The organism is Steroidobacter gossypii (assembly GCF_016801985.1).
GTDB classification, from domain to species: domain Bacteria; phylum Pseudomonadota; class Gammaproteobacteria; order Steroidobacterales; family Steroidobacteraceae; genus Steroidobacter; species Steroidobacter gossypii.
In genome coordinates, this window is record NZ_JAEVLS010000002.1 from 1,206,266 (window position 1) to 1,220,306 (window position 14,041).

General features: G+C 63.8%; 11 protein-coding genes. 8 read left to right on the forward strand and 3 right to left on the reverse strand.

Going from position 1 to position 14,041, the window contains the following annotated elements; genetic code table 11:
• Window positions 1–73 precede the first annotated feature (73 nt).
• The 3 genes from JM946_RS12385 (at window position 74) to JM946_RS12395 (ending at window position 2,435) form a co-directional block, all read left to right on the forward strand.
• Window positions 74–1,243 (forward strand): TIGR02679 family protein, encoded by a 1,170-nt coding sequence (locus tag JM946_RS12385; protein WP_203167594.1) that lies wholly within the window; start codon window positions 74–76, stop codon window positions 1,241–1,243.
• 57 nt (window positions 1,244–1,300) lie between these two features.
• The gene (locus JM946_RS12390) at window positions 1,301–1,804 is read left to right on the forward strand and encodes a helix-turn-helix domain-containing protein (protein ID WP_203167595.1); all 504 of its coding nucleotides are present in this window, start codon (window positions 1,301–1,303) and stop codon (window positions 1,802–1,804) included.
• A gap of 106 nt (window positions 1,805–1,910) precedes the next feature.
• Window positions 1,911–2,435, forward strand: a complete 525-nt coding sequence (locus JM946_RS12395) for a nucleotidyl transferase AbiEii/AbiGii toxin family protein (RefSeq protein ID WP_230979696.1) — start codon at window positions 1,911–1,913, stop codon at window positions 2,433–2,435.
• Between the two features lie 71 nt (window positions 2,436–2,506).
• On the opposite strand, the gene JM946_RS12400 is transcribed toward JM946_RS12395, so the two are convergent.
• Together JM946_RS12400 and JM946_RS12405 are read right to left on the reverse strand one after the other, a co-directional pair.
• On the reverse strand, window positions 2,507–3,448 hold the full coding sequence (locus tag JM946_RS12400) for an electron transfer flavoprotein subunit alpha/FixB family protein (protein WP_203167597.1): 942 nt from the start codon (window positions 3,446–3,448) through the stop codon (window positions 2,507–2,509).
• Window positions 3,448–4,197 carry an electron transfer flavoprotein subunit beta/FixA family protein gene (locus tag JM946_RS12405; RefSeq protein ID WP_218042771.1) on the reverse strand — a complete coding sequence of 250 codons (750 nt, stop codon included), beginning with the start codon at window positions 4,195–4,197 and terminating at the stop codon, window positions 3,448–3,450. Before JM946_RS12405 ends, JM946_RS12400 begins: the two co-directional genes overlap by 1 nt.
• Window positions 4,198–4,469: 272 nt before the next feature.
• Between JM946_RS12405 and JM946_RS12410 the strand changes: the two genes are divergently transcribed.
• The 5 genes from JM946_RS12410 to JM946_RS12430 all read left to right on the forward strand — a co-directional run bounded on the left by JM946_RS12410 (window position 4,470) and on the right by JM946_RS12430 (window position 13,278).
• Entirely contained in the window at window positions 4,470–5,216 is a 747-nt protein-coding gene (locus JM946_RS12410; protein ID WP_203167598.1) for a maleate cis-trans isomerase family protein, read from the forward strand.
• 106 nt (window positions 5,217–5,322) lie between these two features.
• Entirely contained in the window at window positions 5,323–6,594 is a 1,272-nt protein-coding gene (locus tag JM946_RS12415) for an aminotransferase class I/II-fold pyridoxal phosphate-dependent enzyme (protein WP_203167599.1), read from the forward strand.
• A 47-nt stretch (window positions 6,595–6,641) separates the two neighbouring features.
• Entirely contained in the window at window positions 6,642–9,272 is a 2,631-nt protein-coding gene (locus tag JM946_RS12420) for a PD-(D/E)XK nuclease family protein (RefSeq protein ID WP_203167600.1), read from the forward strand.
• Complete coding sequence (locus tag JM946_RS12425) at window positions 9,265–12,618, forward strand: UvrD-helicase domain-containing protein (RefSeq protein ID WP_203167601.1); 3,354 nt, start codon at window positions 9,265–9,267, stop codon at window positions 12,616–12,618. The genes JM946_RS12420 and JM946_RS12425 overlap by 8 nt, the downstream gene beginning before the upstream one ends.
• A gap of 120 nt (window positions 12,619–12,738) precedes the next feature.
• Window positions 12,739–13,278, forward strand: a complete 540-nt coding sequence (locus JM946_RS12430) for a TerB family tellurite resistance protein (protein ID WP_203167602.1) — start codon at window positions 12,739–12,741, stop codon at window positions 13,276–13,278.
• Window positions 13,279–13,285: 7 nt separating this feature from the next.
• On the opposite strand, the gene JM946_RS12435 is transcribed toward JM946_RS12430, so the two are convergent.
• Window positions 13,286–14,035, reverse strand: coding sequence for a type II secretion system protein N (locus tag JM946_RS12435; protein WP_203167603.1), 750 nt, complete (start codon window positions 14,033–14,035; stop codon window positions 13,286–13,288).
• Between the last annotated feature and the right edge of the window lie 6 nt (window positions 14,036–14,041).

The window sequence follows — 14,041 nt, forward strand, 5'->3', positions numbered from 1 at the left end:
TGCGGCCCTTCGCGGGCGACTGCGCGCTCGCTTCGAGCGCAGTGAGCTTCGCGATGAGTTCACACTGCACGACGTGTCTCCAGCAGAGCGTCAGGCGCTCGAGGGTTTGCTGGGACGCCCACCGAAGCTGGCCAGGTCGATTCAGCTCAGCCATACCGAATTGGATCGCGCCGTTGCACGCGCAGGTCTTGCGACGGATCTGCGTTCGGCATTGGAAACTCTCGACGGACCGATTGTCGACCGTCGCAGCGAGCAGATCCGCATGCAGGAGGCGTGGCGAGCGGTGCTCGCCAACGTAAACGACCAAAGGTTGATCGCGTCATTTTCGGACAGTGCGGGTGTCGCGTTGCTGAAGCGATGTGCTGGCGGCGATCCAGCCCATGCGGTGAGCTTGATTGTCCAGGCGGAGCGGGTTCTCGCATTGCTGCCGGCATCTGGAACTTCGCGCGCTCAGCTCGCCGCTCACGCTCTTGGCGATTCGCATGCTCTTGATGTCGGGCAGCCTGTTGCATCGCTGGTGTTGCGAGCGTGCCGAGTCAGCAAACATCCGCTGCGGATCGGAACTGAGGATGCGGAAGCCGATGACATTGCAGAGGGCAGCGCAGCCCGCGGTGATTCTTCAGCCGAAGCGCGCGGATTGTCGGTTCGCGATCAGTGGGCGCGCGTGGGCGTCGTTGTCAGTGAGCTCGCAGCACCCGCCCTATGCCTGAATCTTTCAGCGCTGGGCGCTTCTGCTGGCGCACAGTTGGTGCGCGCGGCTAAAGAGACGGCCGAACCCTTCCATTTGAGCTTACGAGCCCTGCTGCGCGACCCGCCTATATGGGATGTCGCCGGCGTCGTTGTTTCTATTTGCGAGAACGCGTCCATCGTTGCGGCCGCCGCAGACCGGTTGCAACACCGCTGTGCGCCGCTGGTCTGCACTGACGGAATGCCGGGCGCCGCCCAGCAGGTTTTGCTACAGCAGCTCGCGGCAGCCGGCGCGCGGCTGCTTTATCACGGCGATTTCGATTGGCCAGGAATTCGCATCGGCAACTTCGTGATGCGTGAATTCTCTGCGCAGCCCTGGCGATTTGGCGTCACTGACTACCTCGCGGCCGCGGCCAGCGGACTTCCCCTGCCAGCCGAGGGGCAGGTCCTCGCCGACTGGGACGCGCAACTTGCTCCGACCATGACGTCGCGGGGCTTTGTCCTGCACGAGGAGCGAGTGATCGAGCTGCTGTTGGGTGATCTGAAATGTAGCTAAAATCAATGTCTTATATCATCGGGGACATCTAAAAGATAGATATACTATACTTTTGGAATGATGCGAATCGCTGCGTTCGGCCAAATGATCCGTCAGGCGCGCCGGGCCCGCCGGCTGACTCAACGCGAGTTGGCGCTGCGAACCGGCTTGTCCCGGCTGACACTCAATCAGCTCGAAAATGGCGTCATCCCGGATTTGGGCGTTCGCAAGGTCGGCGCCGTGCTGGATGCGTTGGGGCTGGAGTTGCAAGTGCAGCCGGCCGAACCTCGCGCAGGAACGAAGGATTTCCTGAGCATGGCGGCCAGCTCCGCCAGCGTCAGCTTGAAAGAGCCGCTGCATCCCGATGAGCTCGAGTACGCGCTGCTTTCGGGAAAGATCCCCGCGAATAGACGCGCGCACTTGATCACGCTGTTGGAAGAAGCACCCGGCTGGTTGTTGGAAGGATTGGTGAGGCAGATCGGCTCCTTGAGCAAGGCGGGCAGGGTGCAAAGAAACATTCGCAAGCTGGCCGAGCAACTGGGCGTCAGCCCCGAGGTGGGTCAGTGGCAGCGCTTCGTCTAGATCTCTGGGAAGCGCTATTTCGCAAGGCGCGCTGACGATCATCGACTCAGCGGGCGAGTCGGCATTGCCACCGGACCGATGGACGTTTGGCGGCGGTACGGTGCTGATGCGACGTTATCGTCATCGCTTCAGCAAAGACATCGACATCTTCGTACCGGATCCTCAGTACCTGGGGCATCTCAGTCCGCGGCTGAATGACATCGCCGACGGTCTGACGATGCATTTCAACGAGCAGGCGAATTTTCTCAAGCTGTACCTGCCCGAAGGGGAGATCGACTTCGTCGTGGCCAGTCCGCTGACGCAACCTGCTGCGCGCATGGAACACATATTGGGTCGGCAGGTGCAGGTCGAGACTTCCGTGGAGATCATCGCCAAGAAGATCTATCACCGCGGGAAGGATTTCACCGCACGCGACATACTGGATTTAGCGTTGCTGATTGAAAAGCTGCCTGAAGCCTTGGTCGGCATTCGCACAATTCTGCGCGAACGGCGTGAGGCGATGCTCGCGCGAATCGACGCCGACCACGCGCGTCTGCGAGCGGTATTCTCGCAGCTGGCGATCCTTGAGTATCGGCGAAGTTACGATGAGTGCGTTGACATCGTCCGGACGGCCTTGATCAACGCAGGGTGACTGTCTCGAATGTCGGCGAGCGCTGCAAAGCTTGCAGCGCTCGCCTTTCTCGATGTGGTTGGAAGGGGCGCTCAGCCGAGCGCTTTTTCCAGTTCCGGCAGGATGGTGAACAGATCGCCCACCAGGCCGATGTCGGCGACCTCGAAGATCGGCGCTTCGGCGTCCTTGTTGATCGCCACGATGGTGCGCGCGTCCTTGATGCCGGTCAGGTGCTGGATGGCGCCTGAGATGCCGACCGCGACGTACAGTTCCGGTGCGATGATCTTGCCGGTCTGGCCGACCTGCAGGTCGTTCGCGGCGTAGCCTGCGTCCACCGCGGCGCGCGATGCGCCCACGGCGGCGCCGAGCTTGTCGGCGAGGCTGAAGATGATTTTGAAGTTGTCGGCGCTGCCGAGCGCACGGCCGCCAGAGACGACGCGAGGCGCGGTCTGCAGATCCGGACGGCCGGTTGCAGCAGCGGAGCGTTCGACGAAGCGAGTGTGAGAGGGCAGTGAAGCAGAAACATTCGCCGCTTCCACACCGGCGTTGCCGCCTTCAGGCGCAGCCTGGAACGAAGCGGTGCGCACGGTCGCGACCAGCTTCTTATCCTGCGGCGCTTCGACGGTGATGATCGCGTTGCCCGCGTACACGGGGCGCCGGAACTTATAAGCGCCTTCGGCCGCCATGATGTCGCTCAACTGACCGACGCCGAGCAGCGCAGCGACTCGCGGCATCAAGTCCTTCCCGAAGGTCGTGGAAGGACCAAACACGTGCGTGTAGTTGGCGGCGACCGCGGCAACCTGCGGAGCGAGCACGGCCGCGATCGGCTCGGCGTTGGCGGCGTTGTCGACCTTCAGCACGGTTTTCACGCCCTGGATCTTCGCAGCTTCGGCGGCGACGGCAGCGCCGTCGGTCGCAAACACGGCGATGTCGATTTCAGCGCCTTCGATGGTCCTGGCGCAGGCCACGCACTTGGCAGTGGACGGATTGAGCTTGCCGCCAGAGTGTTCGGCAACGATAAGAATCTTGGCCATCAGACGAGCCCCTTGTTCTTCAGAGCGGCGACCAGCTCGCCCACATCCTTCACCATCACGCCCCTGGAACGGGCCGCGGGCGGCTCGTACCTGGTGACCTTGAACTGCGGCGCGATGTCCACGCCCAGCGAAGCGATGGCGATGGTGTCGAGCGGCTTCTTTTTGGCCTTCATGATGTCCGGCAGCTTCACGTAGCGCGGCTCGTTCAGGCGCAGGTCGGTGGTGAGCACGGCGGGCAGGTCGACTTCGATGGTCTCGAGGCCCGCGTCGACTTCACGGGTGACCTTGGCCTTGCCGCCATCGAGCTCGACCTTGGAGGCGAAGGTCGCCTGCGGACGGTCCCACAACGCGGCCAGCATCTGGCCGGTCTGGTTGTTGTCGTCGTCGATGCCTTGTTTGCCGAGCAGAACGATCTGCGGGCTTTCCTTCTCGATCAGCTTGAGAAAAATTTTCGCGGCGGCCAGCGGCTCGACCGGCGCGTCGGCCTGCACGAGGATGGCGCGGTCGGCGCCCATGGCGAGGCCGGTGCGAAGCTGCTGTTGAGTGTCGGCAGGACCGATGCTCACCACGACGATCTCGGTGGCGCCACCTTTCTCCTTGATGCGCAGCGCTTCTTCCAGCGCGATCTCATCGAAGGGATTGATGCTCATTTTGACGCCGTCGGTCACGACACCCGTGCCGTCGGGTTTGACGCGAACGCGGACGTTGTAGTCCACCACGCGCTTTAATCCCACCAGAATCTTGCTCAACGTCGACTCCGATTTAATTGATCGCTTAATTCACCGCCGCAGGCCGCAGCAGCGGCCGGGCACGCTACTGTATGCAAGCCTGCGAGTCAATCGACATGGTGTTGCGTTCGGCCGCGTTCTGCAGGGGAAAAACATGGATTGTCGGACATCGGGGCGCGAGCGGTGCGGTTCGTGTCGTCAGAAGTGGAATAGGGTCACCGCAGCCATCGGGCGCGACCGGCTAAACTCCGCCTCCATTCGATATCGATCCCCGACGACATCCCCAATACACCATGCCTGATGCCCTTGCCCCGCGCCTGAAGTTCGGTGTGATTGCCCCGGCCACCAACACAATCGTGCAGCCGGAGTACGACGCCATGCGTCCGCGCGGCATCACGAACCAGATGGCCCGCGTTGTCATTCCCGACTCGCCGGTCGGCACCGACAGCGAGTTTGCGGCCATGATGGGGCAGGTGCGCAGCTCCATCGAAGGCGCGCTGGATGCGGTCATGGCTTGTTCACCGTCGGCCGTGATCTTCGGCATGTCGGCCGAGACCTTCTGGGAGGGCGTGCTCGACACCAACGCGCTGCAGGCCCACCTCGAGGCACGCGCCGGCGTGAAGGTGATTCTCGGCGTCCAGGCCTGTCTGGCCGCGATCCAGCGTTATGGCGGCATCCGACGCATCAGCGTCATCACACCGTACATGCCTTCGGGCGACGCCCAGGTGCGCCGATCGTTCACCGACAGCGGCTTCGAAGTGATCAACCTGCTGGGCTTGAAGTCGAACAGCCCATTGCTCATGGCGCACGAGCCGCCCGAACGTCTGCGCCGCGCCGTGCGGGAGGTCGATGACAGCAGCGTCGAGCTGATCCTGCAGGTGGGCACCAACCTGGCGTTCACGCAGGTGGCGGCGGAGGCCGAGCGCTGGCTCGGCAAGCCGGTGCTGGCGGTGAATACCTGCACCTACTGGCACGCGCTGCGCAGCGCGGGCATCGAGGACAAGATTGAGGGGTTCGGGTCGCTGCTGGCGGAGCATTGAGCGGCGCTGTGATGCCGGCGGTGCTTTGAACCTGTACGCACTTCTGCCGCCGGTATTCTGTTATCTTTCTGACCAGTCAGTAGTCACCCGTCAGCAGTCACTTCGTATGCGCACCATCCGTCCCAGCGCCGGCCTCGCCAACGTGAAATATGAGATTCGCGGCGATCTGGCGCGGCGCGCCCACGAGATGGAGCGGCGGGGCTACGACATCATTCCGCTGAACATCGGCAATCCCGGGGTGTTCGGGTTTCGCACGCCCGAGACCATGCGGCTGGCGATGATCGAGAACTTGAAGTCCAGCGAAGCCTACAGCCATCAGAAGGGCATCTTCCCGGCGCGCGAAGCGGTGGTGATGCAACAGCAGAGCCGCGGCGTGCGGGGCGTGAGCGCCGATGAAGTGTTCATGGGCAATGGCGTCAGCGAGCTGATCGATCTGGTGCTGCGGGCGCTGCTGTCCACCGACGACGAAGTGCTGGTGCCGATGCCGAATTATCCGCTGTGGACGGCGGCGGTGAATCTCAATCGCGGTCGCGCCGTGCACTATCCCTGTCACGCCGAGAACGGCTTCGAGCCCGATCCGAAAGAGATCGAGGCGCTGATCACCAGCCGGACGCGCGCGATCGTGGTCATCAATCCAAACAATCCCACCGGCGCGGTGTATTCGCACGCCACGCTGGAGGCCATCGCTCGCATCGCAGAGCGACACCACCTGGTGGTGTTCTCCGACGAGATCTACGACCAGATCGTTTATGACGACGCCAAGTTCGTGCCAATGGCCACGCTCGTGCACGGCACGCTGTGCGCCACCATGTCGGGCTTGTCGAAGGTGTATCGCGCGTGCGGCTATCGTGTCGGCTGGGTGTCGTTCTCGGGCGATGTCGACAGCGCCCGCGAATATCTGAGCGCGCTGGACAAGCTGTCGTCGCTGCGTTTGTGCAGCAACGTGCCGGGTCAGTGGGCCGTGCAGACCGCGCTCGGTGGCTATCAGAGCATTCAGGAGCTGGTGCGCCCCGGCGGTCGTTTGTATGAATCGCGTCAGGCCATCCTCGATGGCGTGGCGAAGAGCAAATATCTGCAGGTCCATGCGCCGCGCGGCGCGATCTATGCTTTCATCGGCGTGAAGGACGGCGTGCTGCCGGGCTTCGACGATCAGCGTTTCGCCATGGATCTGCTGGAGCACAAGCACGTGCTGCTGGCGCCGGGCACCAGCTTCAACACGCCCTACAAGACGCACTTCCGCATCACCAATCTGCCGCGCCCCGAAGTGCTGGCCGACGTGTTCCGCCGCATGGAGGAACTGCTGGACAGCTATGCCGTCGGGGCCGAACCTGTGTCACGCGCGGCGCCGGATCTGAAGGTCGTCCGCACGACTTCATGAGTTAAGGGGCATTGCGGCTCCATTCCCTTTTAGACCAGGGCGTCACAGTGCTCACCGCGAGCCGCAGGCTCGCGCATGCGCTGCGGCTGGGCTATGCCCAGCATGCGCAGAGCCGGGGACAAACCGTCTGGCGCACACCACGCATCCTGCCCTGGTCGACCTGGCTCGCCCAGCAATGGCTGGAAGCGCGCGCCATCGGCGCTCATTCGCATCACGCTCGTTTGCTGACCAACGCGCAGGCGAGAGTTCTCTGGGACGCTCTGGTGAACGACAGCGAGTGGGGCGAGCACTTGCTGAATCCCTCCAACGCCGCGCGTCTGGCCGCTCGCAGTTGGCGAAGGATGCAGGAATATCTGATTCCGCTCCCGGCCCTGCAAAATAGCGACAGCAGCGAGGGCCATGCGCTGCATGCCTGGTGCAGTGACTTCCTCAAACGCTGCGAGAAACTGCAGGCGATCGACGAGACACGGTTGCCGCACTGGGCGCATGACGCGAACTTCGTTCCTGAGGATACATTGGCCCTCGCGGGCTTCGACACGATCCCGCCGTCGATCGCTCGCTTGATCGAGCGCTGGCGCGCGCTGGGCAAAGTCGTTGACATCGAGGCCGAGGAACGAACATCGCGCTCCGTGGTAGTCGTCACTGCGCGCGACGCCGATGATGAGCTGGAGCTGGCCGCTCGGTGGGCAAGAGCGCAGATCGCGACCGGCAAGAGCACGGTCGGCGTCGTGGTCGCCGCGCTGCAGACGCGCCGTGCCGAAGTGCAGCGCGTGTTCGAAGACGTGTTCGCGCCAGGCCAGAGAAACATTCATGCCGAAGCGACCCGGATCCCTGTGGTGATCGCGGCGCCATCTCCATTGGCGTCCTATCCCATCGTCGATGCGGCGTTGCTGGTGCTGCAGTTCGCCTTGCATGATCGTCCGGCAACGCATGCGGGCCGTTTGTTACGCACGCCATTCATCGCCGGTGGCGAGTCGGAAAAGGATCGCCGCGCCATGGCGGATTTCCGTTTGCGTGAGGAGCAGCGCGATCGTTGGGATTGGTTCGAGCTTGAGCGCTGGGCGAGCGCGACGGGTTGCGATCAACTGGCGCTTGCAGCCCGACGCATCAGCGAACAGCTTCGCGGTCAGACGAGCGCCACTGGCGCCAGCGTCTGGGCCGAACGCTTTCATGCCTGGCTGCGCGCGATCGGCTGGCCGGGCGAGCGTTCGCTGAGCAGCGTCGAACATCAGACCGTGCTCAAGTTCCACGCCGCGCTCTCGGAGTTCGGCACGCTCGATGCGGTGACGCCGCCGCTGTCTGCGTCCGCTGCTTTGTCACGATTGCAGGAACTGCTTCGAGAGACGCCGTTCGAGCCCGAGACGCAGGCGACATCAATCACCGTCATCGATCCGGCCACCGTCGCCGGAATGACATTCGATGCGACGTGGGTGACCGGTCTGGATGCCGCGCGCTTGCCCGAGCCGGTGAATCCCGATCCTTTGTTGCCCGTCGCCTTGCAACGTGCCGCGAAGATTCCGGAAGCGACGGCGGAAGGCGTGATGCAATTGTCGCGTGCGAGGCTCGCGCGCTGGACCAGCAGCGCACCTGAAGTCGTGCTGAGCTGGCCGCGCCAGGAAGGCGAGGCGGAGTTGCAGCCCAGCCCCATGCTGGCGACGTGGCCGACGATCAAAGGCAGTGACATTGCCATGGCGGCCGTGCGGCCGTTACGGCGAACGCTGTTCGAGCACCGTCCGCTGCTCGAGCAGATGAGAGATGAGCTCGCGCCTCGACTGAAGGTGCGAAGCGCACGCGGTGGCGCGATGACACTGGAGTTGCAATCGCGATGTCCATTCCGCGCTCAAGCGCAGATCCGCCTGGGAGCGGAGGACTTGCCCACGGTGAGTCTGGGCGTCGAGCCCATCGATCGCGGCATCATCCTGCATCGGGTGCTCGAAGAAATCTGGGGCGGTTTGCGCACGCATGCCGCGCTGGTCGCGCTTGATGAGCAAACATTGGCCCAGCGCGTCCGCGATAGCGCTGAGCGTCACACGCTGCAGGCGTTGCAGCCGACCGTTCGATATCGCGAGCGACTCGCGGCGCTCGAAGCAAGCAATATCGCGAAGCTGGTCTTGCTACTGCTCGCGGTGGAGAAGCAGCGGCCGCCATTCTCGCTGCGTTTCACCGAAACTTCCGAGCCGTACGCAATCGGTGGACTGTCGATCACGTTGCAGCCGGATCGCATCGACGCGCTGAGCAACGGCGGGCACCTGTTGATCGATTACAAGCTCGGCGACTCACATACGCCGAGGCAATGGCTCGACACTCTGCCGGGACGGCCGCGCCGTCCACAGCTTCCGTTGTATGGACTCGCGCACGCAGAAACGCTGCGCGGCCTGGCCTACGTCGTGTTGGCAGCCGGCACGGTGGAATATCGCGGCTGGACCGATGGAACATTCGTGGGGGAGGGTGTGCTGCAATATCCGGCAGGCGTGCGTCTGAGAGTGGACCATCCCGCCGATTGGCCGTCGCTCGTCGAACATTGGCGCAAGACGCTGACGAATCTCGCAGAGAGTTTCGTGACAGGTCAGGCCATGGTGGATCCATTGCCGGGTGAATGCGCGAACTGTCACCTGAGCGCGTTCTGCCGGATCAGGGAGCAGACCCAGGAAGAAGAGCTGGAGCATCACGATGAGTGACGCGGCAGCCCGCAAACGCGCGCTCGACCCCACGCGCTCGTTCATCGTTCAGGCGCCGGCCGGCTCGGGCAAGACCGAGCTGCTCACGCAGCGCTATCTGCGATTGCTGGCGACGGTGGAGCATCCGGAACAGATCCTGGCGATCACGTTCACCCGCAAGGCCGCGGCCGAAATGCGCAATCGCATCCTGCTCTCGATCGAGGCCGCGGCGGCGCCACCGCCGGATTCGCCGCATAAGCTCACCACGTGGGAGCTTGCTCGCGCCGTCAGAGCGGCCGACGTCGAGCGCAACTGGAGACTCTCCGAGCATCCATCGCGTCTTCGCATCCAGACCATCGATGCGCTCAATTCGACGTTGGCGCGTCGTCTGCCGATTCTCGCCGGCACGGGTTCTGCCCTGGAGCCGTCTGAAGACCCATGGCCTTTGTATGGAACGGCGGTGCGCCGTCTGATCGAGCGGCTCGGCGAAGGCTCGAAGGTCGCGCAACAGTTGGAATCCTTGATCGTCCATCTGGGCAATCGCACCGACATGCTGGCGGAGTTGATCTGCGAGTTGCTCGCCAAGCGCGATCAGTGGCTGCATCAGATCGTCAGTGCGGGCGCGCACCAGAATCTGCGAGCCGTGCTCGAACAAACATTGCAGGGCGTGATCAAGCGTCATCTCGAAACACTGTGCGGGCTGCTCGACCACGTGCGCCGGCGTGACCTTTGGGAGCTCACGGTGTTCGCGGCATCGAATCTGCGCGAGGCGGGCGGGCTCAACGAGGAGCGGCGCCTGCTGCTCGATGCCTGCACCGACGCCGCGGCTGTGCCTGGCCCGGACAGCGGCAGCCTGGACGCATGGCTCGCGCTCGCCAGCGTGTTCCTGAAGAAGGATGGATCGCCGTATCAGACCGTCACCAAGAAGAGCGGCTTTCCCACCACGCATCCTGAACAGAAACAGCAAATGCTGGCGGTGCTGGCCGATCTGGCGCAGCAGACCGATCTGATCGCGCAGCTCGGGGCGCTTCGCACATTGCCGCGCGCCGCGTACTCGCAGGAACAATGGGCGATTCTGGATGCGCTGCTGGGTGTGCTGCCCGTCGCGGTGGCCGAATTGCAACTGGTGTTCCAGGCGCAAGGGCAGGCTGACTACATCGAGGCGGCGTTGCGCGCGCTGCAGGCGTTGGGCACGAGTGAAGAGCCCACCGATCTGGCGTTGGCTTTTGACTATCGCCTGCAGCATCTGCTGGTGGATGAGTTCCAGGACACCTCTTTCGGACAGCTCGATCTGCTGGAGCGTCTGACGGCCGGCTGGACCGAAGGCGACGGACGCACGTTGTTCTGCGTGGGCGATCCCATGCAGTCGATCTATCGATTCCGTCAGGCCGAGGTCGGATTGTTCCTGCAACTGCAGCGGCAGGGGCTGCGCAACGTGCGGCTCGAACCGTTGCAGCTCACCAGCAACTTCCGTTCGACGCGACCCATCATCGAATGGGTCAACCGTGTGTTTCCCAACGTGCTGTCACCCACCGACAACGCCGAGCACGGCGCGGTTCGTTACAGCCCGAGCGTCGCCGCGCTGCCAAGCACTCGAGGCGGAGTGAAGGTGCATGCGTCCTTCGACAACGACGAGATGGCGGAGGCGCGCCAGGTCGTGAAATTGGTGCGCAAGAGTCTCGCCGAAGATCCACAGGCGACGGTCGCGGTGCTCGTGACGGCCCGTTCGCATGTCGGTTTGATTGCGACCGAGTTGCATGCGGCCTCCATCGATTTCCAGGCGATCGAGATCGAGGCGCTGTTGGATCGACCGGTCGTGCAGGATCTCACTGCGTTGACGCGCGCACTGGTGCATCTGGCGGATCGCACGGCGTGGCTCGCCGTATTGCGCGCCCCCTGGTGTGGTCTGACGCTGAACGATCTGCATGCGATCGTAGATAACAATCGCGCCTCGACCATCAACGAACTGCTGACCAAGGCATTGGAGTCGGGTGAGAACTTGAGCCCCGAGGGGCGCGAGCGAGTGGGGCGCGTGCGCTCGATCCTGCAGGCAGCCTTGGCGCAACGAGGGCGATTGTCACTGCGCGATTGGGTGGAGCGCACTTGGAATGCGTTGGGCGGCCCGGCCACGCTGCACAGACCGCAGGATCTGGACGATGCCGACGCTTACTTGCGCCGGCTGGATCAGATCGAAAGCGCCGGCGATCTCGAGGATGTGGCGCGCCTGGAGGAGCAACTCGATCGGTTGTTTGCTCGCCCGCGGCCGGAGAATCGGGCGCGCGTGGAAGTGATGACCATTCACAAGGCCAAGGGCCTGGAGTTCGATGTCGTCATCCTGCCCGCCTTGAATCGGTGGATCCGTGGCGAAGGTCGCGAGCTGATGCGCTGGACGCGTATTCCCGGCGATGACGGCGGCATCGTATTTGCGCCCATCAAAGCCGAAGGCGCCGATCCCGATCCGATGTATCGATGGATCGAGTTGCTGGAGCGTGAGCGCAGCGCTCGCGAGCGCGGCCGGTTGTTGTATGTGGCTGCCACGCGAGCCAAGCGCGTCCTGCACCTGCTCGGCACGGTGCGAGTCAAGGAAACGGACGCAGGCACGGTGGTGCAGGAGCCACGCCACGGTTCGATGCTGCGTCTGTTGTGGCCCGAAGTGAAGACGCATTTCGAGTCCGTCGTGCAGTCGAAGCCACAGCAGGATTTGTTTGCAGCCGCGCCGGCGCCTCATTTGCGCGTGCGTCGATTGCCGCTGCAATGGCAGCCGCCGGCGGCGGACGTAGCCGTGACGGCCAAGGCGGTCAACGTCAGCGATCTGGAAGCGAAGCTCGAATTCGACTGGGCGTCGCAGACGGCTCGTCACATCGGTACCCTGGTGCATCGCGAGCTCGATCGCCTGGTTCGAGCAGGTCGTGCGCAGGTATCGACCGATCGCGCGCGCCTGTGCACCGAGCTGGCCGAGTTGGGCGTGCCGCCGGATCGATGTGACGCCGCGGCCGAGCGCGTGGTCTCGGCGATCGCCCAGACGCTCGCGGACGAGCGTGGTCGATGGTTGCTCGGCTTGTCCTCGCCATTGAGCGAAGCGGAGTCGGAACTGGCATTGAGCGGCGTCTTCCAGGGCGAGATCGTTTCGGGTGTAATCGACCGCACGTTCGTGGATGAGCGCGGCGTCCGCTGGATCGTCGATTTCAAAACCGGCACGCACGAAGGCGGTGGACTCGAGCAGTTCCTCGCCGAGGAAGTGCATCGTTATCGCGATCAGCTGCAGCGCTACGCCCGGCTGATGCGGCTGTTCCGCCCGGACCAGCCGGTGCGTGCGGCACTGTACTTCCCGCTGATGAAGCAGTGGCGTGAAGTGCCGGTGAGCTGAGCCCCCAGCGCGTCGAGTCGCGACCTGGCTCACATTTGGCCGTAGCAAACATCGCTTCCACGCTGCGCGGCTGGCTATATTAGCGGCCTTTCATCAGGACTCGCACCGGCAGGAGCACTCGTGCACATCATCATCGCCGCGATTACCGCGCTCGCCGGCTTGATCTGGGCGCTCAATTCGCTGCAGCGTTCCGGGTTCGATCTGAACTCGCTGAACCCGTTCCTGGCCTACCGTCGCTGGAAATGGCGCAGCACCTATGGCGGCAAACCCATCTATCGACTGGAGCGGCCCATGGATGTCGCGGCCGTGCTGTTGCTGGGCATCGCCAAGGCCGACGGCGACATCACCTCGGATCAGAAGCGTGAGCTGCAGGCGATGTTTCAGAGCGAGTTCGAGCTGTCGCGCGACGAGGCGGCCGATCTGTTGCTGGCGAGCGCCCATCTGATCCGCGATCAGATCTATATCGTCGATCATCTCGACAAGATTCTGGAGCGGAGCGCCGAGCGTTTCGAGCCCGCCGCGGTCGGCTCGTTGCTCGGGATGATGCGCAAGATCGCGGCGCTCGACGGTTCGATCAACACCGAGCAACAGAAACTGATCGACGCCACCGAAAGCTACTTCGCGGCCCGCCACAAGGTGGCGGGCGGCAAGTGGGCCTGAAACAGCGCTACAGCGTGCCCGCCATCGAGAAGTTGCGTCGGCCCTGCTCGTCGGGCGGGCCGAGGAATTCAAGCGTGGTAACGAGGTTGCGAGGCGCATTCGGCCGCGCCGCCACCAGCGCATCGACGGCGTAACTGCGGTCGGCTTTCAGCTCGACGGTGCCATTGATTTGCAGTGGCCCGTCGCCGCCATCGGCCAGCATGCCCTTGAGTCCTTCCGCATCGGCCGAGGCCGGATCGAAGCTCACACGGTAGCCGCCCAGCTTGTCCGGACGCCGGGCGGGACCGGTGAGATCGACCACATCCAACGTGCCGTCCACCTCGACCGGCCAGCCGTCTTTCAAGGTGAGCAGAGCGAACTTGCCGTTGAGCGTGCCGGCCCAGCCACCCGGCACCACGCCGGGCGGCAGCGCGCTGAGCGGTAGTGAAGCCGTGAGATCCGTCAGGCTCACGGTGCCGGTGGGTGTGGCGCTCACCTTCGTGGTCGCAAAGCCGTCGATGCGCGTCACTTTTACATCGGCGCTGATGCGCGCGGCGAGCAGGGGAAGGGCGTGCAGCTTCCATTCGACGCCACCGATGTTGGCGCCCTGAATTTGCAGCACCTGCGCGCGGCCGTTCCAGATGGTGCCGGAAACGCCGCCGGCTGAGATGCCGGATGAACCGAGCCATGACACCACCACGGCGGCAGGCAGCGTGGTCACGGCGAAGATGAGGAATGCGCATACGCCGAGCGCAATCAGCGGCCAGAGTCGCTTCATAGGTGA